Annotated in this window: 21 protein-coding genes; 6 read left to right on the top strand and 15 right to left on the bottom strand. The window is 56.0% G+C overall.

Translation table 11 applies throughout. From position 1 onward, the window contains the following. Nucleotides 1-270: 270 nt before the first annotated feature. Complete coding sequence (locus tag ACI0FG_RS01400; RefSeq protein WP_419786771.1) at nucleotides 271-897, top strand: CDP-alcohol phosphatidyltransferase family protein; 627 nt, start codon at nucleotides 271-273, stop codon at nucleotides 895-897. Between the two features lie 106 nt (nucleotides 898-1,003). Here the strand turns inward: ACI0FG_RS01400 and ACI0FG_RS01395 are convergent, their stop codons facing one another. The 4 genes from ACI0FG_RS01395 to ACI0FG_RS01380 all read right to left on the bottom strand — a co-directional run bounded on the left by ACI0FG_RS01395 (nucleotide 1,004) and on the right by ACI0FG_RS01380 (nucleotide 4,555). Then, nucleotides 1,004-1,651 carry a carbonic anhydrase gene (locus ACI0FG_RS01395; protein WP_419786770.1) on the bottom strand — a complete coding sequence of 216 codons (648 nt, stop codon included), beginning with the start codon at nucleotides 1,649-1,651 and terminating at the stop codon, nucleotides 1,004-1,006. A 55-nt stretch (nucleotides 1,652-1,706) separates the two neighbouring features. Further along, nucleotides 1,707-2,771 (bottom strand): polysaccharide deacetylase family protein, encoded by a 1,065-nt coding sequence (locus ACI0FG_RS01390; protein WP_419786769.1) that lies wholly within the window; start codon nucleotides 2,769-2,771, stop codon nucleotides 1,707-1,709. A gap of 124 nt (nucleotides 2,772-2,895) precedes the next feature. Further along, nucleotides 2,896-3,468: a hypothetical protein gene (locus ACI0FG_RS01385; protein ID WP_419786768.1), complete on the bottom strand. Its 573-nt coding sequence runs from the start codon at nucleotides 3,466-3,468 to the stop codon at nucleotides 2,896-2,898. Between the two features lie 289 nt (nucleotides 3,469-3,757). Further along, nucleotides 3,758-4,555 (bottom strand): DODA-type extradiol aromatic ring-opening family dioxygenase, encoded by a 798-nt coding sequence (locus tag ACI0FG_RS01380; protein ID WP_419786767.1) that lies wholly within the window; start codon nucleotides 4,553-4,555, stop codon nucleotides 3,758-3,760. A 360-nt stretch (nucleotides 4,556-4,915) separates the two neighbouring features. On the opposite strand from ACI0FG_RS01380, the gene ACI0FG_RS01375 reads away from it, so the two are divergent. From ACI0FG_RS01375 to ACI0FG_RS01365, 3 genes are all read left to right on the top strand, one after another. Next, complete coding sequence (locus tag ACI0FG_RS01375) at nucleotides 4,916-6,142, top strand: DEAD/DEAH box helicase (RefSeq protein WP_419786766.1); 1,227 nt, start codon at nucleotides 4,916-4,918, stop codon at nucleotides 6,140-6,142. A 120-nt stretch (nucleotides 6,143-6,262) separates the two neighbouring features. Beyond that, the gene (locus ACI0FG_RS01370) at nucleotides 6,263-6,529 is read left to right on the top strand and encodes an RNA recognition motif domain-containing protein (protein ID WP_419786765.1); all 267 of its coding nucleotides are present in this window, start codon (nucleotides 6,263-6,265) and stop codon (nucleotides 6,527-6,529) included. A 102-nt stretch (nucleotides 6,530-6,631) separates the two neighbouring features. Further along, nucleotides 6,632-6,823: a hypothetical protein gene (locus ACI0FG_RS01365; protein ID WP_419786764.1), complete on the top strand. Its 192-nt coding sequence runs from the start codon at nucleotides 6,632-6,634 to the stop codon at nucleotides 6,821-6,823. Nucleotides 6,824-7,021: 198 nt separating this feature from the next. Here the strand turns inward: ACI0FG_RS01365 and ACI0FG_RS01360 are convergent, their stop codons facing one another. From ACI0FG_RS01360 to ACI0FG_RS01335, 6 genes are all read right to left on the bottom strand, one after another. Continuing rightward, the gene (locus tag ACI0FG_RS01360; RefSeq protein WP_419786763.1) at nucleotides 7,022-8,413 is read right to left on the bottom strand and encodes an NAD-dependent succinate-semialdehyde dehydrogenase; all 1,392 of its coding nucleotides are present in this window, start codon (nucleotides 8,411-8,413) and stop codon (nucleotides 7,022-7,024) included. 473 nt (nucleotides 8,414-8,886) lie between these two features. Further along, nucleotides 8,887-9,786, bottom strand: coding sequence for an AEC family transporter (locus ACI0FG_RS01355; RefSeq protein WP_419786762.1), 900 nt, complete (start codon nucleotides 9,784-9,786; stop codon nucleotides 8,887-8,889). A gap of 250 nt (nucleotides 9,787-10,036) precedes the next feature. Next, nucleotides 10,037-11,758, bottom strand: coding sequence for a dihydroxy-acid dehydratase (gene ilvD, locus ACI0FG_RS01350; RefSeq protein ID WP_419786761.1), 1,722 nt, complete (start codon nucleotides 11,756-11,758; stop codon nucleotides 10,037-10,039). Nucleotides 11,759-11,815: 57 nt separating this feature from the next. Beyond that, nucleotides 11,816-12,718, bottom strand: coding sequence for a dihydrodipicolinate synthase family protein (locus tag ACI0FG_RS01345; protein ID WP_419786760.1), 903 nt, complete (start codon nucleotides 12,716-12,718; stop codon nucleotides 11,816-11,818). A 107-nt stretch (nucleotides 12,719-12,825) separates the two neighbouring features. Continuing rightward, entirely contained in the window at nucleotides 12,826-14,241 is a 1,416-nt protein-coding gene (locus ACI0FG_RS01340) for a GntP family permease (RefSeq protein ID WP_419786759.1), read from the bottom strand. Nucleotides 14,242-15,253: 1,012 nt separating this feature from the next. Continuing rightward, nucleotides 15,254-16,009: an IclR family transcriptional regulator gene (locus tag ACI0FG_RS01335; RefSeq protein ID WP_419786758.1), complete on the bottom strand. Its 756-nt coding sequence runs from the start codon at nucleotides 16,007-16,009 to the stop codon at nucleotides 15,254-15,256. 434 nt (nucleotides 16,010-16,443) lie between these two features. On the opposite strand from ACI0FG_RS01335, the gene ACI0FG_RS01330 reads away from it, so the two are divergent. Both ACI0FG_RS01330 and ACI0FG_RS01325 read left to right on the top strand, forming a co-directional pair. After that, entirely contained in the window at nucleotides 16,444-17,307 is an 864-nt protein-coding gene (locus tag ACI0FG_RS01330) for a YitT family protein (RefSeq protein WP_419786757.1), read from the top strand. A 25-nt stretch (nucleotides 17,308-17,332) separates the two neighbouring features. After that, entirely contained in the window at nucleotides 17,333-17,647 is a 315-nt protein-coding gene (locus ACI0FG_RS01325) for a TIGR03905 family TSCPD domain-containing protein (RefSeq protein ID WP_419786756.1), read from the top strand. A 964-nt stretch (nucleotides 17,648-18,611) separates the two neighbouring features. Here ACI0FG_RS01325 and ACI0FG_RS01320 read toward each other — a convergent pair. The 5 genes from ACI0FG_RS01320 to ACI0FG_RS01300 form a co-directional block, all read right to left on the bottom strand. Then, nucleotides 18,612-19,205, bottom strand: a complete 594-nt coding sequence (locus tag ACI0FG_RS01320; RefSeq protein ID WP_419786755.1) for a hypothetical protein — start codon at nucleotides 19,203-19,205, stop codon at nucleotides 18,612-18,614. Nucleotides 19,206-19,300: 95 nt separating this feature from the next. Continuing rightward, on the bottom strand, nucleotides 19,301-19,759 hold the full coding sequence (locus tag ACI0FG_RS01315) for an RHS repeat-associated core domain-containing protein (protein WP_419786754.1): 459 nt from the start codon (nucleotides 19,757-19,759) through the stop codon (nucleotides 19,301-19,303). 584 nt (nucleotides 19,760-20,343) lie between these two features. After that, complete coding sequence (locus tag ACI0FG_RS01310) at nucleotides 20,344-20,907, bottom strand: RHS repeat domain-containing protein (RefSeq protein WP_419786753.1); 564 nt, start codon at nucleotides 20,905-20,907, stop codon at nucleotides 20,344-20,346. Continuing rightward, nucleotides 20,852-21,493 carry a hypothetical protein gene (locus ACI0FG_RS01305; RefSeq protein ID WP_419786752.1) on the bottom strand — a complete coding sequence of 214 codons (642 nt, stop codon included), beginning with the start codon at nucleotides 21,491-21,493 and terminating at the stop codon, nucleotides 20,852-20,854. The genes ACI0FG_RS01310 and ACI0FG_RS01305 overlap by 56 nt, the downstream gene beginning before the upstream one ends. Before the next feature lie 625 nt (nucleotides 21,494-22,118). Further along, nucleotides 22,119-23,453 carry an RHS repeat domain-containing protein gene (locus ACI0FG_RS01300; RefSeq protein WP_419786751.1) on the bottom strand — a complete coding sequence of 445 codons (1,335 nt, stop codon included), beginning with the start codon at nucleotides 23,451-23,453 and terminating at the stop codon, nucleotides 22,119-22,121. Nucleotides 23,454-23,897: the final 444 nt, after the last annotated feature.

The following is a 23,897-nucleotide window of genomic DNA, read 5'->3' as shown; positions in this document are numbered from 1 at the left end:
TGTATTCTCTCCTCGATCCAGGCAAAGAGGGAGTCCCCATGCCTACACTCCAAAATACATGACGCGAAAGATGCGAGTATTATTTTCCCACACTGGCTGGACTCGAAATATTCCGAATAAGACAAAAGAAGAGGACGTTACGCTGCCGGGTATGAAATGCCGGGTTGACAGATTCCCGGGATTTACGGAAATTGAGTATGTGCACAGCCGAACCGGGCCGCCTGCGGTCCGAGCCGGACAGAATGCGCCACTTCCAAGGGATCGGACCACATGGACTACTTCAACAAGGATGAACGCGCCGAGCAGCGGGCATTCACCGCCGCGCGGGACCGTATATTCTCACCGCTGGTCAGGGCATTGGCAGCCCTCAAAGTCACTCCGAACCAGGTTTCCCTGGCCGGTACCCTTTTTCTGCTGCTTGTCTGCTTCATTCCACCATCCCTGGCCCTGTGGGCAACGGGCTGCATGGCCATGTATGTTCTCTGCGACGGCATCGACGGCCCCTTGGCCCGGCGTCTGGGCCATACCCACGCGGGTGGATCGCTCATCGACATCGTCGCCGACCAGCTTGGCGTGGTCCTGCTCTCCGCCGCCGCCATCCAGCATTTCGATTCCTGGGGACCGGCCATGGTCCTCTTTGCCTGCTTTTACCTCGCCTTCATCGCCCTGGTGGTCTATGCCAACGGCCTGGGCGTGGAGTTGCGCCGGTTCATCCGTTCAAAATACCTTTTCTTCCTGCTCTATCTCGGCTCACTGTTCCTGCAGAAGGACCTGCTGACCTATTTTTGCGGCATATTTGCCGCCTACTACTGTGTGGAAAGCATGGAGGCACTGCACCGCATCTATACCTTTCATGAAAGGCACGCCGGGCAGTTATCCGGCACGCACAAGGAATAATCCCCTCTAAAGCATAAATTCCAAAAGAAACGCCCCCGGCACTGCGCACTGTGCGGGGGCGTTTTATCTGTAGGCTGATTCATATCAGTCCGCGCCGCAAAAGCATTTATTCCACCTTGGGACAGGGGGAGGCGAGCGGCTCAAAGGTCCCGGTCTGGGACAGATAGCTCAACAGCTGGCCGGTCTCCATATCGAAATACCACGCGTGCAGGGTCAGGTCCCCTGCCTCAACGAGATCGGCGATCCAGGGGAAGGTCATCAGATTCTGCACGGAGCGCAATGCCCCAGCCATTTCACAGGCGGTGCACGCCTCTTTTTCCGTGTTGCCGAAGTGGGCCACGACCTCCTCCCGCACGGAACGCATGACGGACAGCCATTTGCCGATGAACTCGCCTCCGGCTCCTGCCTCGTCCTTCATCAGGGAATCAATGCCGCCGCAAGAACTGTGGCCCAGAACGATGATGTCCGCGACCTTGAGATGCTTGACCGCGTACTCGATGGCCGAGGAAACGCCATGAAAACCGGCATCGGACTCATAGGGCGGCACGATGTTGGCCACGTTGCGTACCACGAATATCTCGCCCGGTTCGCACTGCATGATGATGGACGGATCGGTGCGCGAATCACTGCACGCGATAACCATGGTGCCGGGATTCTGCCCTTCCCGCAGCTTGCAGAAAGGCGAATCCTCACAGCAGAAATATTCGTTCCTGAAACTCCTGAAACCGGCAATGAACCGTTGAATGTCACGCATTTCTTGTCCTCCCTTGTTGGACAAGCAATTGACTTGCCGCAAACCGGTGGCCTCGTCAATGCACGACGAGCAGCCCCGGCTTCCGGACCGGTTTGTTCCGCCCCAGGGTTCCCTTGCCGCCAAATACATGGTCCAGATAGAGATTATCTCCCGGCGTGGTAAAATATCCGTCGGTCACCGTGACGGGCGGGCCAAGACGCAGCAGTTCGCTCACCGTGACAAATGCGTAGCCGCGCTCTTTCAGGGCCTCGACCAGCCGAGGTACCAGCAGATGCGTCTGGTGCGGCACGGCATTGGCGTGCAGCAGGATGATGCCGCCCGGCTGTACCCGCTCCAGGTTCCAAGCCAGCAGGCTGTCCAGCGAGCGTTCCCGGTCCCCTCTCTCGCCCTCCACGGACCATTGAATGACGGGCAGCCCCATGGCGGCGAGAATGGTTGTTGTCTGGGCATTATTGCGGCCATAGGGCAGCCGTATGAGCCGGAGAGCGTCCGGCACATGAGTCATTTCCCCGTCCACGCCGCGCGCCTTTGCCCTCGCGGCCAGTTCCTCGCGGAGCAGTTCATACTCGGCCTGGGTCCACTCCACCTGTTGCCGGACTTCGGCCTCGTCCATCAAGGCCAGGTCCCCATGGGTCCAGGTGTGGTTGCCCAGCTCAAAGAGTGGATCGGCCATGAGCTGCATGGTCTTTTCAGGGTGGGAACGCATCCACTTACCGCCTGCGAAAAAGGTCGCCTTTACCCCCTGGGCGCGCAGGTAATTGACTATCTCCCGCCGATATCCAGCCAGATAGGGCGCGCGCTCGCACAGGTCAAAGGTCAGGGCCACCACCTTGCGGCCGTCGCCGGGATCAATGCGGGTGATGACGCCCTGCAACGCGGACGGAACCGACGGCGCGACGTACTCCGGGCTGGTCCGCAACGGGGGCGTAAGGTCGGGACGGGCCAGGACCGCGCGGGCCGTGTCGCTGTCCGAACCCGCCAACTGGCCGTCAAACCAAAGGGTGTGCAACAGCTTGTCGGAACCGAAGGTTTGCTCGGTCCTTTCGCTTGAATTGCCGCAACCGGCCAGAAACAAAAGAGGGAGTAGAAGGCCCAGAAGACAGGCACGATTTGTGGACATGCGAAATCCTTTGGCGCGGAGAGCGCTCCTGTTATGGACTCACGCTCTCCTACACTTCGGGAACCGACAGATCAATACGGAACAGCGAGGTCGGGCCACGCGACGGCGCAGCCCGAGACCCTGATCAAGCCATGCTCTTGAAGTTGGAGGCCTGGATGCCCGCTCCCTGGAGGCCTGTCCCCTTGATGGCCGTCACCAAGGCCTGCTGGTGCAGCATCTGCTGACCAACAGAGAGGGAACCGTTATTCCATTCGCCACCGTTCATGGTTTGGAACTGGTTGTCGCCGGTCTTGGCTTTCCCCGTTTCGGCAGGGTCCGCCAACTTGATCTTGTTGCTCTTGGCCGACTGTTTGGCCTGCGCGGCAACGTTCTCGCTCATGGGCATTCCGCCCAATTTGCGGATCTGTCCTTGGATGTTCCTGATGCGCGACTCGTCGCCGGCAGTCAATTCACCCTCCGACTTTGCGGCGATCTGCATGGCCTCGTTCTTGAGCCGCTCGATCTTTCGCTGCTGTTCGGGCGTGGGACCGGGAGCGCCGATTCCGACTTCACCGGATTGATCATTTTGCCGCTGTTCCGCCTCCTGTTCATCAAGGCTTTGCGTGACGAGTTTTCCAAACCCGTTCTGCCCGGAGCTTCGATGAAGAGAAACCGCATCGCCGAATATTGCGGAACCAGTACTGGCCGTGATTTCCATACTACCTCCCTGGGGGAAAATTCTTCCTCCTTCGGAAACAGCACGAATCAAGCCAACTCTTTATATTTGATAGGGGAAAAATATGATTTTTAAGAAAAACATCTCCTCCAAAGGCGAACTCCTTTGCACGATGGGGAAAACGGGCGATTACACATTGTATCCATTCATAAGACATACCGAACCGGAAGAGACGAACAAAGAAGGCCCCCGGCAAGATATGCCGGGAGCCTCTTTTGGGCATGAGTACTCTTCAAACCAGCCTGCAACCGAGATCGGTCGCCCAACCCGGCTACCAGCGGAAGGCGCAGGCCTTCTTGTTCAGGATGGTCATGTCGAACACCTCGGGGCAGGGACGGCCCGCCGCAGCGCAGCAGACATGCAGCGGCAGGAGATGCTCCTCCCTTGGGTGGCAGTAGCGGGCGTGAGGCGCGTCCTCCCAGGCCAGCAGGCGCTTCCGCCGCTCCGTCTCGGAGAGCTTGGGATCGGCACAGGTCTCTTTGAGCCATGCATCAAAGGCGATGTTGCGGCCATGGGTTTCCGCAGTGTCCGACGTGCCGAAGGCCCGCATGTTGTGGAAGGAAAAACCGGAACCGATGATGAGCAGGCCCTGCGGCTCCAGTCCGGCCAGAGCCTCTCCCAGGTCGAGATGAGCGGCTGGTTCCAACCCCTTGATGAGCGACAGCTCCACGCAGGGGATGTCCGCTTCCGGATACATGAGCAGGAGCGGAATGAAGAGCGCGTGGTCATACCCGCGTTCCGCCTCGTAGCCACACGGGATGCCCACCCGGCCCAACGCATTGCGCACGGATTCCGCAAGGGCATCGTCGCCGGGGGCGGGATATTCCAGCTCGTACGACTCCTGGGGGAAACCGTAATAGTCGTAGTAAAGCGGCGGCTGCGGACCGACGGTGACGGTGGGCTGCGTTTCCTCCCAGTGGGCACTTACCACCAGAATGGCCGACGGCCGGGGCATGGTGGCGGCCAGATGGCGCAGATTAGCCACCATCTCGCGATGTCCTTCGTCCCCCAGCACGGGCAGCGGTCCGCCGCCGTGCGATATATACAGAATTCGGTTGGTCTCAGACATATTCATCCCTCAACGGTTACTTGAATATAGGAATATAGCCTAACTTTTCCAATGAAGCTCTGGCAAACATGGCGGCAAAACCGGCACCAATACACTAATATATAAAATCAAACCCACGTCACCGCTAAAAATAATTTTTTCGCAAAATAGTTCTTTACTTTTCCGCAGAAACAGCCGATAAGGATCGAACTCAGCGTGACTGGACGCACGACTACTTCTTGGCCCCGCTTGGGCAACTAACGTTCCACGTCAGTCAAAAGATTTACTCTCCGTACCAGAGCCAACCAACTGCCACCTGACATTTCAGGTTCGACCGCTGTCGCGCGCAGTCGTTTTTCTTTCTTCTCACCCAAGGCTCTTATGACCTTTACGAATTTTTCCTTTGACAAGCGCATAGACGCGTGTGTCAAAGCTTGCGGCTACGAAACGCCGACCCCCATTCAGCAGCAGGCCATTCCGTTAATCCTCAAGGGACACGACGTAATGGGACTGGCACAGACAGGCACCGGCAAAACCGCCGCGTTCGCCTTGCCCATCCTGCAACATATTCTCACCGCAGAAACCCGGCACAAAGCCCCCACGGTCCTCGTCCTGGCTCCGACCAGGGAGCTGGCCATGCAGATCAACGAGAATTTCAACGCATTGTCCCGCAACACCGGCATCCGCAGCACCGTCGTCATGGGCGGCGTCAACATGGGACCGCAGATCAGGGCATTCAGCTCGTCCCGCATCATTGTGGCCTGTCCCGGCCGCCTCGTGCGACTCATGGCCCAAAACGCGGCCAACCTGAGCGCCATCGATACCCTGGTCCTGGACGAAGCGGACCGGATGCTCGACATGGGCTTCATGCCCGATATCAAACGCATCCTGGCCAAGCTGCCTGCCAAGCGGCAGAACCTGCTCTTCTCCGCCACCATGCCCGGCTCCATCCGCTCTTTTGCCGAGGGGATTCTCCAAAATCCCAAAACGGTGCGGATCAATCCCGCGGCACCGGTAAGCAGCATCGAGCATACGTTCTACAAGACCCAACAGGCCGAAAAGAATACCGTGCTCGAAGACCTGATACAGCGCACGCAGCACCAGAGCATGCTCATTTTCACCCGCACCAAGCACAAGGCGAAGAACCTGGCGCTCAAGCTCTCGCGAAACGGCCACAACAGCACGTTTCTGCAGGGCAACATGAGCCAGGCTCAGCGGGAACGGGCCCTGAAGGGATTCTGCAACGGCCAGTACTCCATCATGGTGGCCACGGACATTGCCGCGCGCGGCATTGACTGCGACCGCATCACGCATGTTATCAACTATGACATGCCGGACACGGTCGAAACATATACCCACCGCATAGGACGGACCGGCCGCGCCGGTAGGTCGGGCCAAGCCATCAGCCTGGTGACCCAGGATGACGCCGACCAGCTCAGAGCCATCCAGCGCGCCATGCGGATCACTCCGACGCCGAAGCCTGTCCGTACTTCGAACACTCGTGGCGAGGAGGCCGACGAACGTCGGTCCACGGCCCGGCCCAAGGCGGCCAGGAAACCCTCCAACAGCCGAAGAGGTAAACCGGGACAAAGCCCGAGAGCGGCATAGCCGTTTTAAGGATTTTCCCGGCTACGTATACAGCCCTGTCGATTTTAACAACCAGTACAAAAACCACCGCCGCATCACATAATACGTGTCAGGCAACATCACCCAATCAGGAGAAAAAACATGTCCAAGAACTTATATGTAGGCAATCTGCCCTGGTCCGCCACTGAAGAAGATATTCGCGCCGCTTTCGAAGCTTACGGCGAAGTAACTTCCGTCAAACTGATCGAAGACCGCGAGACCGGCCGCCCCCGCGGCTTCGGCTTTGTGGAGATGAGCGACGACAACGGCGCCCTGGAAGCCATCGATGCCATGGACGGCAAGGACTTCGGCGGCCGCAACCTCAAGGTCAACGAAGCCAAGCCCCGTGCCGAACGGCCGCGCTGGTAGGTTCTTCCGCCTCTCAGACAAGTAATGTATCAGACCGTCCCTCTCTCGGGAGGGACGGCCTTTTTTTTTCTACGCCGCAACCAACAACCTCGGGAGAAGGCCATGGCAAAACCGAACTACAGCTTCGCAAAGCGTCAGAAGGAATTGGCCAAGAAAAAGAAGAAGGAAGAGAAACGCAAACGCAAGCTCGAAAAAAAGCTCGAGCCCCAGGGACTGGATGAGACTGAGACGGAAGACGATGAGGATGACGATGAGGAAGAGGATGCTGTCCAGAAGAACGACGACGCATCCTAGCACCTTCGCCGTTTGCGGTGTTCCAGGCCCTGCCGAGCCTGGAAACCGCGCTATCGGAAAGGACAAGGGCTTCATGCTGACGACAGTATGAAGCCCTTGTCCTTTCCGATTTCAAGCCAACATGATCCATCTTCAGATTGCTAAAAAAGGGCGGCTCCCCATGGGGGAACCGCCCTGCTTGCTTTACTGTAGCCGGGACTAGAAGTCGCCGTCGATATCGGCCACGCCGACCACCTTGTGGTTGACGAATTCCTTGAGGCCGAGATCCAGCAATTCGCGGCCGTAGCCGGAATTGCGGATGCCGCCGAACGGAATGTCCGCCTTGACCATGGTCGGGTGGTTGACGAAGACCATGCCGGTGGAGATCCTGCGGGCCACTTCTTCACCGTGCTTCAAATCGGAGGAGAAGACCGATCCGCCCAGGCCGAACGGGCTGTCGTTGGCAATGGCAACGGCGTCATCCTCGTCCTTGGCGCGGAAGAGCATGGAGACCGGGCCGAAGAACTCCCAGTAGCGGGCCGGATTGTCCGGGCCGACGTTTTCCAGGATGGTGGGCTGCACAAAGGCACCCTGCTCCGGCACCTTGGGGCCGACTTCGGTTGCCGTGGCACCGTGCTTCACGGCCTCGGCGATCCGTTCCTTGAGCTGGTCGGCCGCCTCCTGGGAGGACAGCGGGGCCAGGGTGGTGGAAGGATCAAAGGGATCACCGGCCTTGAGGCCCTCGACGCCCTTGATGTACTTTTCGCGATACGCGTCGTAGATCTCGTCCACGATGATCATGCGCTTGGAGGAGCAGCAGACCTGGCCGCCGTTCCAGTGACGGCCGAAGACGCCCCACTTCACGGTCTTGTCCAGATCGGCATCGGCCAGTACGACATAGGCATCGTTGCCGCCCAGCTCCAGAGTGGATTTCTTCAGCGCCTTGGCGGCCTGTGTGGCAACCACGGCACCGGCCTTCTCGGAACCGGTCAGGGCAACGCCGCGGACGCGCGGGTCGTTGATGATGGTCTCCAACTGGTCACGGGTGGCGTACAGATTCCTGAAGGCGCCCTTGGGCAGTCCGGCGCGGTCCATCAGCTTTTCCATGGCTGCGGCGGACTGGGGAACGATGGAGGCGTGCTTGAGCAGCACGGTGTTGCCTGCGGAGAGCTGGGGAGCGATGATACGGGCCACCTGATAGTAGGGAAAGTTCCAGGGCTCGATGGCCAGCAGGATGCCCAGAGGCTCGGCCACCAGGCTGTATTCGCCCTTGGTGGCGGGGTCCACGTCAAGCTTGCGCGGGGCCAGCATGGTCTCGGCGTGCTTGGCGTAGTAGTCGAAAATATCGGCGGACAGGTCCACTTCGGCCTCGGCTTCGGCGGTCACCTTGCCCATCTCCAGGGTCAGCAGCTTGGCAAATTCGGATTTCTCCTTGCGCAGGATCTCGGCGGCCTGATGCATGACGGCGGCCCGCTCGGAAAAGGCGGTGTTCCGCCAGGATTCATAGGCGGCCTGGGCATTGTCCAGCGCCTGCTTCACTTCACTGTCAGTAGCATAGTCAAAAGAGGCAACGGTCTCACCAGTGTATGGATTTACTGTAGCGTAACTCATGGATGAATCCTCCTGAAAAGGTATTGTTTCTGGTTCCGTAGGCAGGCTGTTATCCGATTGTTGTCGAATATGGGCGAAATGTGGACGTGCCTCGATGCAACCTCGCCCGGGCAACTCACCCCTCTCCCCCTGCCAATATTTCACACTTCATCAGTCCACTTTTCAATCCGCGTCCGGCCGTTTCAGAAAAGAATCGGGCTGGGAAGTGGAAAAATTATGCTGATAAATTAAGCAGATTGTAAGCTTATAATAATCATTGTCAACAGCGGAAGACATTTTTTAACAATAAGACCTACAAATCGTCCCGGCCAGCCAGAAAAACGTCACGCTATGTCCCTTTGCAGTGACTCACCACTTCGCATCAAGACGTGTGAAGGTATTTCCGTGGCGCAAATACCGGGCAAATGCGGTTTTCGCTCGTAGGTTTCAGAAAGAATGAGCAGGAACGGATACCCGGTCTCCTCCGGGCGGTTCTATCCGATAATCCAGAACAACAACGGCAGGGTGAGAAAGGCGAGGATCATTCCCGAACTGATGGCGGCTGCGGCAAGTTCAGGTGCCAGCCCGGCAACCATTGCCATGGTCCCGGCAACCACCATGGGCGGCATTCCGGCCTCGAAGATGGAGACGTTGGCGGCGAGCGAATCGAAGCCGAGCAGGCGGCAGGCGATGAGCGCGACCAGGGGAGCCGCGACCAGCTTGATAAACAGACCGAAGCCCAATGGCCGCAGAGTTCCTTCATCCAGGTGCAACTTCAGCTGAAAGCCTATTGCCGTCATGACAAGGGGCGTGAGCATATTGCCCAGGGTATTCAGGAAACCGAGCACGGGTTGCGGGTATGGCCAGGACCGAAGGCACAGGCCGAGAACAAGCGCCAGAGTGGGAGGGAAAAGAACGGCCCGGACCGCGATTTTGAGCGGGCGTATCTTCATGCCGCTGCCATACACGGCCAGAACCAAGGAGCCGTAAATGACGAAGATCATCGTCGTACCGATCTGGTCGTAGACGATCAGCGCAGGCAACCCCACTTCGCCGAAAAAGGCCGAGACCATGGGGATGCCCAAAAATCCGGTATTGCCCATTGGGACGACCATGAGCAGGACGCCCACGATCTCCCTGGACCAGTGAAACGCCCGCCCCGCCCAGAGGATCAGGGCAGCGGAAAAGGCCAGCATCGCCCAGGGAACGATGGCCGGCAGCAGCATATCATGCGAGAATTGAATCTGGGGTGCCTTGACGAGAATGACGGCGGGCAAGGCCACATACAGCGCAAAGAGATTGAGCACCTGCGGCGTCTGGCCGGGAAATACCGGCAACCGTCTGAGGAGCCATCCGATGAAAACGAATACCGCGATGACAATGAAATTTTCCACTTTCAATCCCGACTGTTCAGAATGACGAAACGCCCCTGTCGAACAAACGGCCGGAAGCGTGCAACAAGGTCACCTTTGCCAAAGAACTCCCGGCCCCACAAGAGCTTATTTGGCTCGCGGGACCGGGAGGTTCAAAAAGACAACTGCCCCGGCGCCTGTCGCGATTGCTTTGCGGAAGCCATTCGCAACAGACGCCGTACGGGGCGGAGGTTGGGGGTGTTTCATTAAGGGATTCCCTACTCGGGAAATCCTAGCGCATGTAGGCTCCTTCCATGGCGGAAGCTGCGCTGTCGGAGTAGCGCTTGAGCACACCGCGCTTTTCGGGACGCTCGGGCAGGGTCCAGTTCGCACGGCGTTCGGCGAGAATCTGCTCCATCTCTTCGGGAGTTTTCTTCTCGCCCTTCACGCCAATGACCTGCAACGAACGCTCGGGGATGTTGATCTCGATGAGATCATCGTTTTCCACCAGGGCGATGGGACCGCCGTCGACCGCCTCCGGGGAGACGTGGCCGATGCAGGGACCGCTGGTGGCGCCGGAGAACCGGCCGTCGGTAACCAGGGCGACCGTACCGTTCAACTTCTCGTCATAGACAATGGCGTCGGTGGTCATGAACATTTCCGGCATACCGCTGCCCTTGGGGCCTTCATAGCGGATGACAACCACGGAACCCGGGTTGATCTTGCCCGCGATGATGGCGGTCTGGGCATCGTCCTCGCTATCGAACACGGCGGCGGGACCGACATGCAGATGCATGTCCGGCTTGACGGCCGCGTACTTCACCACGGAGCCCTTGGGGGCGATGTTGCCCTCCAGCACGGCGATGGAGCCGGTCTTGGTGGACTGCTCGGGGGTGCGAATGACGTCCTCGCGCGGGATGCTGTAGCTCTTCAGATGGCCGAGGCAACGGTTGAAGAAGCCGTCCTGCTCCAGAATGGCGAGGGAGTCGCCCAGGGTGTGGCCGGTGACGGTCATGACATCCAGGTCGAGCTGGTCGCGCAGCATGTGCTGGACCATGGGGATACCGCCGGCGAACCAAAACAGTTCGGCAGTGTACTTGCCGCTGGGCTGGACGTTGGTCAGGTATTTGATCTCCTGCCCGATGGCGTCGAACTCCTTGGGATCGAGGTGAATCCCGAGCTCATGCGCGATGGCGGGCATGTGGATGTAGGCATTGGTGCTGCCGCCGATGGCCGCGTGGACCTTCAGGGCGTTGACCAGGTTGGCCTTGGTCATGATCTTGCGGGCGGTGATGCCCTTTTCGGCCAGGTACAGGATCTGCTTGCCTGCCGCACGGGCCATGCGCTTGATCTCGGCCATGGTGGCGGGCATCAGCGCGGTGCCGGGCAGGGCCATGCCGAGGGCTTCGGACATGCACTGCATGGTGCTGGCCGTTCCCATGAACTGGCAGGCGCCGCAGGAGGGGCAGCCGGTGAGCTTGTAGTCACGCATCTCGGCGAGATCGACGTGTCCCTTCTTCTTGCGGGCGGACAGCGGTCCGGCCAGGCCGGAAGTGGAGTTGCCCGGGCCGGAACGCATGGAACCGGACGGGATGTGAATGGTGGGAATGTCCATGCGCGCAGCGGCCATGAGGTGGGCGGGCGTGGATTTGTCGCAGCCGGAAAGCAGGATCATGCCGTCCCAGGGAATGACGGATGCGTGGATCTCCACCATATCGGCAATGATGCCGCGGGAGCAAAGAATGAAGTTCATGCCTTCGTGGCCCTGGGCCCAACCGTCGCAGATATCCGTGACGTGGAACTTGGCGGGGCGGCCACCGGCCTCGTAGATGCCGATGGAAGCCTCTTCGCTCAGAACATCGAGGTGATTGCTGCCGGGGTGGCTGTCACCCTGGACATCGTCGACAAGAATCTGAGGTTTCTCAACGTCTTCGCGCGTCCAGTTCATGCCCATCATCAAGGCGTCAACCTGGGACCAAAGGTCACGTACTCGTTCGCATCTTTGTTTTGACAAAATTTTTCTCCTTTTCACATATTGTGATTCGAATTCAGCATCATCCTCGTGGGCAGCTTAGAAACCTGCCTGCTTAAGGATCGCGCTGAAGCGTTGTTTGACCTCTTCAACCGGCTCGCTGGCCGGAGAGGCTACACCGGTGGGAATGTCCGAACCGGTGACGCGGACGGCTTCCTTCAACAACCAGGAGAAGGGAGTATCCAGGGCGTACAGCTGGGAAAGGACGCTCAGGCGCGGGAGCAGCTCCGACAGCGCGTCCATGTCCTTTTCCTGGAAGGCCTTGTAGATGCCGCAGGTGATCTCGGGAGCAAAGTTGGAGGTGCCGACGATACCGCCGTCGCCGCCCAGGGCCAGGGTGGAAAACAGATACTCGTCAAATCCGCACAAGACCTTGAAGTCGGGACGGGCACCCTTGGCCTGAAAGATCAGATCACGGATGTGGCTGATGCAGTCCACGGTATCCTTGATACCGACGACATTCGGGCAGTTCTTGGCAATGCGGGTCACCAGGGCGGGGTTCAGGTCCTGGCCGGTCAGTGCGGGGAAGTTGTACATCAGTACCGGGATGGAGATGCTCTCGGAGATGGTCTTGTAGTGCTGGAACAACCGTTCGTCGTTCATGCCCTGGTAGTAGGAGTTGACGACGATGACGGCATCGGCCCCGACAGACTCGGCATGCTGGCTCAGCTCGACGACTTCGGCAGTGCCGCAGGCACCGGTGCCGATGATGACCGGCTTGCGCTTGGCCACACGCTTGACACAAAACTCGGCGACTTCCTTGCGCATGGTGGCGGTCATCTGGGAGAACTCCCCGGCGCTGCCGAGGAACAGCAATGCGTTGACGTCGCTCTCGACCAAACGGTCGATGAAAACGCCCATTCCATCACTATCAAATTCACCCTTGTCGTTCATGATGGTGACGACCGGCGGGATGACACCTTTAATAAACTCAGCAGACATTCAATGCTCCTTATTTAGGACAATACATCTTAGCCAGATTTCCGGCTTGTTAAATTCGCCCGGTGCATCGCACCGGGCGAATCATTGTTTTAATGTTGTTCAGCCGACTAGATCAGGCCCATGGACACGAAGATGGCCAGGGCGATGAAGCCGATCACACCACTGACGGCCCGGGGAACGGTCAGGTACTTCAGGCCCTGCTTGGTGTTCAGGTTGAAGAACTGGGTCATGATCCAGAAACCGCTGTCGTTCAGGTGGCTGAAGATCATGGTACCGCAACCGATGGACAGGGTGGCGGCAATGGGGGACAGCCCCAGGGAATCCAACATGGGCAGAATGATGGCGGCGGCGGTCAGACCGGCAGTGGTCATGGAGCCGACAGCCGTCATCAGGATGGAAGCGGTGAAGAACGGAATCATGATGGGCAGCAGGCTGGTATCCGCAACCATGGTACCCAGTTCCTTGATGACGGGAACGCTCTTCAACATACCACCCATGGCGCCGCCCATGGCGGTGATGAGCAGGGGCAGCAGGGCAACCACGAGGCCGCGGCCAACCCAGGTGCCGAAAATGATCTGCCTGAGAGTCATATCCTTTTCGCCGGTGGTCTTCAGGTGGTGCGCCTTGACCTTCTGGCCCTTGGCAAAGCCGAGAATGATGGTGAAAACGACACCCAGGGACAGAGCCATGACACGGTCACCGACAGAGGTGAAGAAGGTAAGCGCTCCGCCGCCGTCCTTCATGTAGACCTTGGCAAAGGAGGCAAAGGTGATGAGGATGACGGGGATCAGGATGGGCAGCAGGGACATCAGAGCGCTGGGCAGACCCTTCTCGTGAATGATGACGTCCTCAACCGCATCGGATTTGGCAGGCTCGACGCCTTCCACAAAGTCCTCGCGGGGTTCGATCCATTCCTTGGCAGCCCAGCCGCGCAGCACCAGCCAGGTACCGATGAAGGCGATGAAGGAGATGATGGTGCCCCAGAAGATGGTCAGGCCGAGGTCGGCACCATACATCAGGGCGATGGCCAGAATACCGGGGGTGGGCGGAACCAGACCGTGGGTCAGTCCCAGGCCCATGCCGATGAAAGAAGACATCGAGGACATCGAGATCTTTTTGCGACGGGACAGGATGGAAGCGATGGGAGCGGTCAGTACCATGGTGATGTCGCCGAAAACCGGAATGGAGACGACAAAGGCGGTGAGTGCCGGAGCAAGCTCAAGGGCACGGCCGCGGAAAAGGCGGGTGAAAAAGTTGCAGATGGCGGTAGCAGCGCCGGTATCCTGAATACCCATGGCCAGGATGGAACCCAGGATAATGGTGACGCCGATGCCCTTAAGGGTTCCGCCAAAGCCGGTATTGATCAGGTTGACCGTACCGATAATACCGTTGCCGAATGCCAGACCGAGCCCGAGGCTGGTGAGGAAAAGGGCGAGGACGGGGTGCATCTTGACCTTCATGATCAGCAGCATCAGAAATACGATGGCAATCACAAGAATTACCAAAAACATTAATGGAGTCATTGCATTCTCGTTTATTTATGCCGGGAACACTCCGGAAGGGGCGCCAAGGGCACTCACCCTGTTTCCATGTTCCGACGTTAAAATCTTTTCGTTTCCAATAATCCCGACATCACCGAGCGACGAAACAACCTGAGCACGCGCTTTTCGGCGATGGCGGCATTACACCACCAGGGTGTCGCCTGTTCAGTCCAGTTAAGGACATTACCCGATTTCCGGCTTCAGCGGACGAAATTTATCGACTGTCCGCCAACGGGTGGGGCGACCGGCTCCTGCCTGATCTCGGACTACGGCAGGAACATTTTTCTTCCAGCGTGAAAGTTAGAATATTGCTAGCTCTCAAGGAGAGCCGACCAGAACCTTTTGCCGCCGGATTGGCAAGCAGTCTGGCACCCGACTTAATCGTCCCCCGTGACCGCCAAGTATCATTGCTCGGCAACGGAGGAAGACACCTGTAACCAGTTACCTCCATCATTAAACGACTTTTCACATCCTCCCAGGGGATTGCCGACAACTGTTTCCCCACTCGTCCATCCGTTTCCGGTTCTCAGTTGTCGATTTACACATTAGGACCGCAACCAATTTGTGCGACTATTACGCACACTGTTCACACTAAGAATGAAAACCCTATTCTAAAATGACTTCCGACACGCTCCATTTCCCGACCGTGCGGAGCTATCATCCTCTATTTATTCGCCTCAGAGAGCAGATTTACTGCATAACCAGGCAACCTGAACCGCTGTCCAAAGGGCCATATTCGCTTTCAGGTCGTGCTATATTATCGCACTCTGTTCACATCATATGCGAAATCGACCCAACAAACGCCTTGCGCCCCACCTGTGTGTTCCCGAAAAGTTACGCAACTCTCGGCAGTCACTTTCAGGTCTCTTTCAAAACTCTAGCATTCATACTGCCCATCCTGTGAGTCACACTCTGCCCTCGCAGGGATTGGCGGCAAAAAACTTTTACAGTGCGGCTATAGCGCACGCCGTTCACACTATGTGTGAAAAAAAAATTACAAGGCAGCGCTGATCTGCTGTGCTGTCTGCGCCACCTTTTCGGAGACCCGGCCAACAAGCTTGGACGAGATTCCCGCCTTGGCTCCAGATATACTGATAGCCGCGATAACCTCGCCATTATGATCCCGAATCGGGGCAGCGACACACATCTGTCCCGGCACATGCTCCTCGTCATCAATGCTGATGCCGCGCTGGCGGATGCTTTGCAGTTCCTTGAGCAACTCATCAACGTCGGTGATGGTGTTCGGGCCACGCCGCACCATCGGCTGCATGTTCCGGATCAACCGGTTCCGCCTGGCTTCCGGCATGTACGCCAACATGCATTTCCCGACACCCGTGCAGTACATCGGGTTCTCCGCACCAATGGCGGACTGCACGAAAATGGCCTTTGCGCCCTCGATCTTTTCGATATAGACAACCATGCCATTTCGTTCGACTGTCAGGTGAACGGTCTCGGAAAACTCTTCCACGAGCTTTTCCATAAACGGCCTGGCGCGGTTGACCAAAATATTGTTCCGCTGCACGGCCCCGCCCATCCGCAGGAGCTTGAGACCCAAGCGGTACCGCGAATCACGAGGATTCTGCTCCAGATACCCCTTGTGAGTCAGGGTATTGATCAGACCAAAGGCAGTACTCTTGCTCAAATCCAGGTGGTTGGCGATTTCCGTCACGCTCAAATCCTCGGAAGCCTCGAACAGCTCCAGGATATTCAGTGCCCGCGCTACGGACTGGATAATTCTACCTTCAGACATTTCAACCTCACGTTCGACATTGTCGAACAGCGTTTTTATTTTTACAAGTCCTAGCTCAAGAAAAAAGCCGCGTCAATCAGTCGTCCCCGCAAAATTGAACAAAACTTCCAAAAGATCCTCTAACACACTATTTTCTCGAAATTTACCACACCTCCTGCAAACATTTGACCTCATTCTCAACAGCAACGGCGAACACCCATTACTCATATTACCCTTGCCATTTTAATCTGTTATCAAAACAACACATGGAATTTGCTCCTTGCCCCTCCACTCTCCCGCTGCTTGCCGCCCCCTCCTCCGTATCCTCTCATAAAGAGAGCTGCCGCCGCGTGTCACAAGCGCCCCGGATGGGCCCGCCCATTAAGTCTTGCGGGTACACCCATTGCTCTTTATGGTTCCCCCCTCTGATTCAGCCGGCAAGGAAGGAGTGACACATGAATATTCAAATGGGAACGGTAACCGACAGTTTGGGATGGAACATCCTTGTACTGACTCTGGGAGCTACGCTGTACGTCCTCGGCTACGTGGGGATCGCAGCACACCATGATTTTGTCCCCGGGGGCGTTTACGGCCTTGCCGTGCTCTTCAACAACGTGGTGCCGGCGCTCTCTCTGTCAAACTGGTACGTGCTCATCAACGTCCCCCTGTTCATCCTGGCCTGGAGGGGCGTAAGCCGAAGGTTCTTTTTTCTCACCCTCTACACCATGCTGCTCATAGCCACACTGACGGCCTATCTGCAATGTGACCTGGGCATCCGTGCCGACATATACTCGGCCATCGCGGCCGGTGCCTGCATGGGGGCCGGGACCGGCATGATTCTGCGCACATACGGCGGCGGAGGAGGCCTGGATGTGCTGGCCGTAATCCTGAACCGCAAGTACGGAATCCGCGTCGGCATTTTCTACTTCATGGTTAACGCCATGATTATGGTCGCAGCCCTCGGCCGCTTCAGCCCCGACATCATCGTCGCCTCGCTGGTGATGCTGTTCATCAGCTCCGTGGTAACGGAATACGTCCTTTCCCTCTTCAACCAGCGCAAGGCCATCCGCATCCTGACCCGAAAGGGAAACGAGGTTGCCCAAGCCATAACCCATGGGCGTAAGCAGTACGCCACGGTCTTCTCCGGCAAGGGAGGCTACTCGGGGGTGGACGTGGACATGATCCTTTCGATCTCCGACAAGCTGCGCTTGCGTTCGCTGGAAAAAGATATCTTCGCCATCGACCCCGAGGCGATCATCGTCGTGGAAAACACTTTCAGCGTTCTCGGCGGGACCATAGGCCTGCGTAAGAACTACTAACCTACAACCAACGAAGCTCTCACACATGAAATCTCTTCAGCTCAATTCCCCCACTCGCTCCACCAGCCGCCCCGAACTCTCCGGCGACATGGAAACCTTTGTTCCTGAAAACGTTTGCTCAAAACTGATCCGCTTCACAATCGACAACGGCCGCCTGGCTTACGTCCACTTCACAGGCGGCTGCGACGGCAACCTTAAGGCTGTGTCAGCCTTGGTAACCGGCATGCGCGTTGAGGACATCCTGGACAAACTCGACACCATCACCTGCGGCAACAAGAACACTTCCTGCGCGGCCCAGCTCTGTGTGGCCCTGCGCAACGCGACAAGCTGTGGGGACTAATATCCCCCCGGTGAAGGCAAATGCCTCCCCCGAAAGATGCCGCAACAGCTTAAGCAAACGAGGCCGCCTTCGAGAACTGGCGTAAAGCCCTTCATATGCCATGCATCCGGCCTATGAATGTCGCGGGTTCTCTGCCACGCAAGGTATCCCTTCTTTGAGTACAGCTCTTCCTGCACCACAAGGCCCAAGAACCGCCGCTCACAGCTTGCACTCACTCGGCCTCGGCACTCGATGCGACCTTCTAGGCTGTGTCTGAAACAAACCGGATAACGAAAAAGGCCGGGGCAAAAGCTCCGGCCTTTTTCGCTTGGTTCATCACAAGCTCTTCACAACAAAATGATTAACTACCCTATGGGAAATTCCACATAGCAAAAGTATTATGAAGTACAACGAAGAAAACACAGATAATAAATACAAAATACTGCTTGCCGGGAAATAACCAATGGAATGACAGGGATCAATACGCCATGTCAGAAGCATCGTTCCTGCCGCCACGAATGAAATCAGTCCGGTTTTGACGAGAGTCATTTTTCCTTTGATGCTCTCAACGAAGAAACATAGTGGAATAGTTGCGGCAATACAGGTCCCGAACTTAATAATGTCGTTGCTCGTGGCCACGCTAACATAAAAAAACAATTGAGAGATAAATGCAGGCCACAAAAGGATGAGGGCGGTACTAATTATATTCATATCCCATTTTGAGGAGGCTTCGTAGCAACGAAGCATCCCCAGCATTGATTCTGCAACGGAATCAACCAATATTTATCATACTATCTAAATACAAACAAACATTTGCATCGAAGCAACAACTTCCCAGCCAGGACAACAGCCCTACTTGCGTTCATAATGAATCTTGACTTCTGGGAAACGTCTTTGGGATTCAAAAATTTCTTTTCCAAGGCGTCTGCCACCACATCAATGGAATGACGTTGCTAATTGCATTGAGCAGCTATTGCGTCCGCGTTCACTCCGGCATTTCATCCAACGGCTTATCCGGTGAAATAAGCCCGGCAAGGACGCAAAAGGTCGTGATCAGCATGAAAACACTCGAAAAAGCAAAAACCTCTATAAGGATTTTATTATCAAGATGCATCGATCTGACGAGTATTGAGAACGTTGTCAAAATACATGCAAAAAATGCTATTTCTATGTATTTTTTAAATGGTTGGAATCCAGACCATTGCCTTTTGCATAACCATACCAGTATCGGCGAGAAAAAATAATAAATTGCCGATATCGGAATAAATGAAAGGAACAAGCTTACATCCAAGTTGGAGATGATCTTAATAATTGCATACAGATACCCTGTCATCAATATCGAAAACACAGACAATGCGGAATAGGCGGTAGATCTCATGCTGAAAAGAGTCCGCAGATATCCTTTTGTTGTTGGTTTCATATTGACAATGATAAACGTGCATATCGGCGATGAAAGCAATATTGGAATAAAATAACCAAGTGCGTTCGATAGCACCATTGGTCTAACAACATACGCAAGCACTGATATTGTGGAAATGTATACTTTATACTCCAATATAACTTTAATGGCTTTGTGCATGGTGTAGCTCTTCTGCACCTTTGACAAGTGCTGCGTGTCTTCTTGGGGCGGCAACGCCGCCCCATACTGATATTGGGAAACAACAGGTCCCGGCATTACCGCTGATTGCGGTCCCTCGTGCTATCCCGCCTTCCCTCTTGGATTTTTTGAATGTTTTTATCAACCGTTTCCAAATACCATTTGCCAGCCTCCTGAACTTTCCCAGGTATGTCAAACCAACCGGGCTGCCCTGTCGAAACTTCGTTGGAAATGAAGATACCTGCTCGATTGATTTCAGGTAAGTATTGAACTACCCCCATCAGCCCCAACGGATCCGCCCCATTGACCGGATCGTCAAGGCAGTAGCCATACCAGTCCGGATCACCGCCCTTGTCTCCCAAAGGATCGGGCGCGGTCCACCGGTCGGTGAAGGTGTCGTAGTCCCGCCAATCGAACCGCACAAAGCCTAAATCCCGGTCGTGCAGCCCTCCCGCAAAGCCGATGGGAATGCGGAAGCCGGGGTTGGTGTCCTTGATGATTCCGCCGAGGGGATCGTACAGGACCTCTTTTATCACCTCGCTGAAGTAAATCTAAACTCACCATCAGAGCAACTGGTCGCAGCTACAGCGAGACGAGCCAAAGGCAGGCCACCAGATCGATTGTTGTGCGAGTGGAATAGGCTGCCCCTCCAATCTAGAGCTACAGGCTAACCTAGAGAAACTATCGAGAGAAAGAGCATGGCGCCGATTGCTTCATTAATCGTTAGTGGCCTGACCTGGAAAATTCGTGATACGAACCGATCCCAAAAGGATTTAACAACCCATACGAACACGACTGATGAGAAAATAAAAATAGAGATTAAAACAAGAGTACCTATTAATGGATTGTGTTCAAAGACGAAATCGATGAGCATGCTACTGTCGTTCTTGTATTCCAGAATTGCCTTGATTGATTGAGAGATGACAAGAACAACAAACAAGATCACGTTATACTTTATGGAAATATTTTTTTTATTTTCCATGACTAGCATCCATAGTTGTTTAGGAAGCGTGACACCCCTGTCACGGGCATGCCCCTGTGGCGGGGGTATCATCCCTTCATTAGTTACAAATCACCTACCGTTGTTTGGTCTATTTAACCTACGTTTATTTTTATGATATTATTCTCTGTCCTTTGCCAATTTTTCAGGATTGACATCCCAATCGGAATCGTAATCATAATAATCGCAAACACCATCCTTATCAGTGTCAGATCCCATAGGGTCCTTCGTCAACTCTTTACCATTTAGAAATATATTCAAACCTTCCAGAAAACGATTATCCGGGTTCTTCTCAGCGGGCACCTTACCTGCCTTCTTGATTCCAGCTTTGGCTACTTGTCGGACACCTTGACCAATGGCCCATTCCCAAAACAACCCCAGTGGATCATTCCCATTGACCGGATCGTCAAGGCAGTAGCCATACCAGTCCGGATCACCGCCCTTGTCTCCCAAAGGATCGGGCGCGGTCCACCTGTCGGTAAAGGTGTCGTAATCCCGCCAGCCGAAGCGGACGAAGCCCAGGTCGCGATCGTGCAACCCTCCAGCGAAGCCGATGGGGATGTGGAAGCCGGGGTTGCGATAATCCCGCCGAAGGCGGTCGTATAGGACCTCCTTTATCACATAGCCGTCAGCATTGGCAACCACACGCAGGGAACCGACCTGATCGTAGAAAAGGTAGGCCACGGCCCCGTCCTTGCGCTGCATGGCGTAGGGGGTGCGCTCGCTGTCGCGGTAGGCGAAGCGATAGCCGGTACTCGCCATCGTGGAAACCGTCCAGACACAGGAGGTCGAGCCAGCTGTAGGCCTCAACGGGCTGGCCGTTGCGGAACTTGACCGCCCGGCGGCCTTGGTCGTCGTGGGTGAACTCGAAGACCTCGCCGGTTTCACGCTTCTCGGCCTTCACGAGTCGGTAGTCCGGGCCGTATTCGTAGAGCGTGTACTGACCGCCGTGGTTCCAGATGGAGCGGAACCCGTTCTTGTCGTGGGTGTAACCGTTGTTTCCCGCTCGCTGGAGTCGATTGTCCATGACCGAATACGAAAAGTTGCGGTAATGCGTGTCCAGGTGCGGAAAGTAGTCGCGGGCACGGCGGCCCTCCCGGTCGTAGCCGATGTCGCAGACGGTCCGGCCGTCCCGCATGGCGCCGGTCAGGCGACCCGCCTTGTCATAGGCGTAGGTCCAGGTAGTCGGCCTGCCCGCCACTATTTCGGTTTTCCCGATAATGCGGCCATCCGGGCCGATCCGCAAATCACTACGATACGGCTCATTCATGCTGTTTCTCCTTGCGTTTCGTTCCCGGAGGGCATCCCCGGAAATCCCGACGAGCCTACACCCGTTTTTCGGCCCAGGGGAAAACGGCAATGAGAAGCGGCATAAAGGATAAGAAAGGCATAACTTGGCAGCTTGACAGAATTTGAAATAATCCCCCGATCCAACACATCCTGCGCCACAAGAATCCGAACACCGCCCGCGATTTGCACTCGCTCGGTCTCGACAACGCCCTCGCCCAGATCGATGGGACCTTCTAGGCTGCACCTCTATTAAAGCGGGAAAAAAAGAGGCCGGAGCGAAAGCTCCGGCCTTTTTTCTACAAGTGATTACGGCGCAAAACCGTGTAAGCCCCAACATAAAAAAATAAACCCATTAAAAACAAGGAGAGGCAAGCTGATCATAGCCGAGCTTAATCCCCACCAATAATGTCTAAGGGGCTTCTTTTTATATTTTAGAAGCAACCCCAACAGAGCAACCCATGGTAATATTGGAACTATGATAACAGCACCGAATGAATCAAACAGCCCCCCCCATCTCCAACTATAAATAATCCAAGGCAAAAGGGACGCTATGCACAAAAGCATTGATATCACTTCCGCCTTAGAGTCGTTTCCATTGCAATTACTCATTTAAACCACCAGATTGCTTTATCTTTATACCAAGAAGCAGACTTTTCAGTCCCTTCTTGAGGCGGAGAAACCCACTTCCGAGGATCACTATCAAGCTTTTGCAGCCCTTCAACCAGCTCTTTATCCGCCTTATTCGTCATCGTACGCTGAGTCTTTTTTACATCACCCAAGATAGGAGTATTCTGTATCTCATTGTAAGCAAGATCATGCCGTTTGTATAAGGCATCAGAGCTATCGACAGGAGCAGCATTACCAATATCTCCGCCGCTTTTACCACCGCTGTAATTTTTCCCACCCCAATTGCCGTACATCGGCCCGTCAAGCAGAGTGCGCCCTTTTCCACCCCACTCAATGTCCTTTTGGGATTCGGAAGTGTCGGCAATTTCATTAGCGGCTTTCTTAGCAAGGAGTTGAGAGAGCCATGCAAACAGCCCCAACGGATCTACCCCGTTCACCGGATCATCCAAACAGTAGCCATACCAGTCCGGATCACCGCCCTTGTCGCCCAGCGGGTCGGGGGCAGTCCACCTGTCGGTGAAGGTGTCATAGTCCCGCCAGCCGAAACGCACAAAGCCTAAATCCCGGTCGTGCAGGCCGCCCGCGAAGCCGATGGGGATGCGGAAGCCGGGGTTGGTGTCCTCAATGATCCCGCCGAAGGGATCGTACAGGACCTCCTTTATCACCTCGCCGTCGGCATTGGCAACCACGCGCAGGGAGCCGACCTGGTCGTAGAAGAGGTAGGCCTCGGCCCCGTCCTCGCGCTGCATGGCGTAGGGAGTGCGTTCGCCTTCGCGGTAGGCGAAACGATAGCCGGACTCGCCGTCGTAAAATCCATCCAGGCGCAGGAGGTCGAGCCAGCGATAGGCCTCCACGGGCTGGCCGTTGCAGGACTTGACCGACCGGCGGCCGTTGTCGTCGTGGGTGAACTCGAAAACCTCGCCGGTTTCGCGCTTTTCGGCCTTCACGAGTCGGTAGTCTGGGCCGTATTCGTAAAGCGTGTACTGCCCGCCGTGGTTCCAGATAGAGCGGAACCCGTTCTTGTCGTGGGTGTAACCATTGTTTCCCGCTCGCTGGAGTCGATTGTCCATGACCGAATACGAAAAGTTGCGGTAGTGCGTGTCCAGGTGCGGAAAGTAGTCACGGGCACGGTGGCCCTCCCGGTCGTAGCCGATGTCGCAGACGGTCCGGCCGTCCCGCGTGGCGCCGGTCAGGCGACCCGCCTTGTCATAGGCGTAGGTCCAGACGGTGGGCTTGCCCGCCACTATTTCGGTTTTCCCGATAATGCGGCCATCCGGGTCGGGCCGCAAATCACAACGATACGGCTCATTCATACTGTTTCTCCTTGCGTTTCGTTCCCGGAGGGCATCCCCGGAAATCCCGACGAGCCTACACCCGGTTTTCGGAGCAGGGGAAAACGGCAATGAGAAGCGGCATAAAGGATAAGAAAGGCATAACTTGGCAGCTTGACAGAATTTGAAATAATCCCTGATCCAACACATCCTGCGCCACAAGAATCCGAACACCGCCCGCGATTTGCGCTCGCTCGGTCTCGACAACGCCCTCGCCCAGATTGATGGGACCTTCTAGGATGCGCCTGAATTAGAATCGGGAAAAATGAGGCCGGGGCGAAAGCTCCGGCCTGGTTGTCTATCCATGTAAAACGACCTTCTCATGATTGATCCCCAAGCACCACATCACAACACCCATTTTTACGGCTGCAGAAGGATATCCGGACTCCTCCTCATGTAAACTAAAGATGCAGTCTCCCAGGGATT

This window comes from Pseudodesulfovibrio sp. 7M6 (genome assembly GCF_050058625.1).
Lineage (GTDB): Bacteria > Desulfobacterota > Desulfovibrionia > Desulfovibrionales > Desulfovibrionaceae > Pseudodesulfovibrio > Pseudodesulfovibrio salinus.
The sequence above is the reverse complement of the archived record's forward strand: the minus strand, read 5'-3'. Positions and strand labels throughout refer to the sequence as shown.

Bases quoted from the DNA above. Each gene is read 5' to 3' on its own strand.
- ACI0FG_RS01385 (WP_419786768.1), bottom strand. From the start codon at position 3,468: ATGGAAATCACGGCCAGTACTGGTTCCGCAATATTCGGCGATGCGGTT.
- ACI0FG_RS01380 (WP_419786767.1), bottom strand. From the start codon at position 4,555: ATGTCTGAGACCAACCGAATTCTGTATATATCGCACGGCGGCGGACCG.
- ACI0FG_RS01330 (WP_419786757.1), top strand. From the start codon at position 16,444: ATGAATATTCAAATGGGAACGGTAACCGACAGTTTGGGATGGAACATC.
- ACI0FG_RS01345 (WP_419786760.1), bottom strand. From the start codon at position 12,718: ATGTCTGCTGAGTTTATTAAAGGTGTCATCCCGCCGGTCGTCACCATC.
- ACI0FG_RS01300 (WP_419786751.1), bottom strand. From the start codon at position 23,453: ATGAATGAGCCGTATCGTTGTGATTTGCGGCCCGACCCGGATGGCCGC.
- ACI0FG_RS01305 (WP_419786752.1), bottom strand. From the start codon at position 21,493: ATGAATGAGCCGTATCGTAGTGATTTGCGGATCGGCCCGGATGGCCGC.
- ACI0FG_RS01365 (WP_419786764.1), top strand. From the start codon at position 6,632: ATGGCAAAACCGAACTACAGCTTCGCAAAGCGTCAGAAGGAATTGGCC.
- ACI0FG_RS01395 (WP_419786770.1), bottom strand. From the start codon at position 1,651: ATGCGTGACATTCAACGGTTCATTGCCGGTTTCAGGAGTTTCAGGAAC.
- ACI0FG_RS01390 (WP_419786769.1), bottom strand. From the start codon at position 2,771: ATGTCCACAAATCGTGCCTGTCTTCTGGGCCTTCTACTCCCTCTTTTG.
- ACI0FG_RS01360 (WP_419786763.1), bottom strand. From the start codon at position 8,413: ATGAGTTACGCTACAGTAAATCCATACACTGGTGAGACCGTTGCCTCT.
- ACI0FG_RS01400 (WP_419786771.1), top strand. From the start codon at position 271: ATGGACTACTTCAACAAGGATGAACGCGCCGAGCAGCGGGCATTCACC.
- ACI0FG_RS01340 (WP_419786759.1), bottom strand. From the start codon at position 14,241: ATGACTCCATTAATGTTTTTGGTAATTCTTGTGATTGCCATCGTATTT.
- ACI0FG_RS01320 (WP_419786755.1), bottom strand. From the start codon at position 19,205: ATGCACAAAGCCATTAAAGTTATATTGGAGTATAAAGTATACATTTCC.
- ACI0FG_RS01370 (WP_419786765.1), top strand. From the start codon at position 6,263: ATGTCCAAGAACTTATATGTAGGCAATCTGCCCTGGTCCGCCACTGAA.
- ACI0FG_RS01335 (WP_419786758.1), bottom strand. From the start codon at position 16,009: ATGTCTGAAGGTAGAATTATCCAGTCCGTAGCGCGGGCACTGAATATC.
- ACI0FG_RS01375 (WP_419786766.1), top strand. From the start codon at position 4,916: ATGACCTTTACGAATTTTTCCTTTGACAAGCGCATAGACGCGTGTGTC.
- ACI0FG_RS01325 (WP_419786756.1), top strand. From the start codon at position 17,333: ATGAAATCTCTTCAGCTCAATTCCCCCACTCGCTCCACCAGCCGCCCC.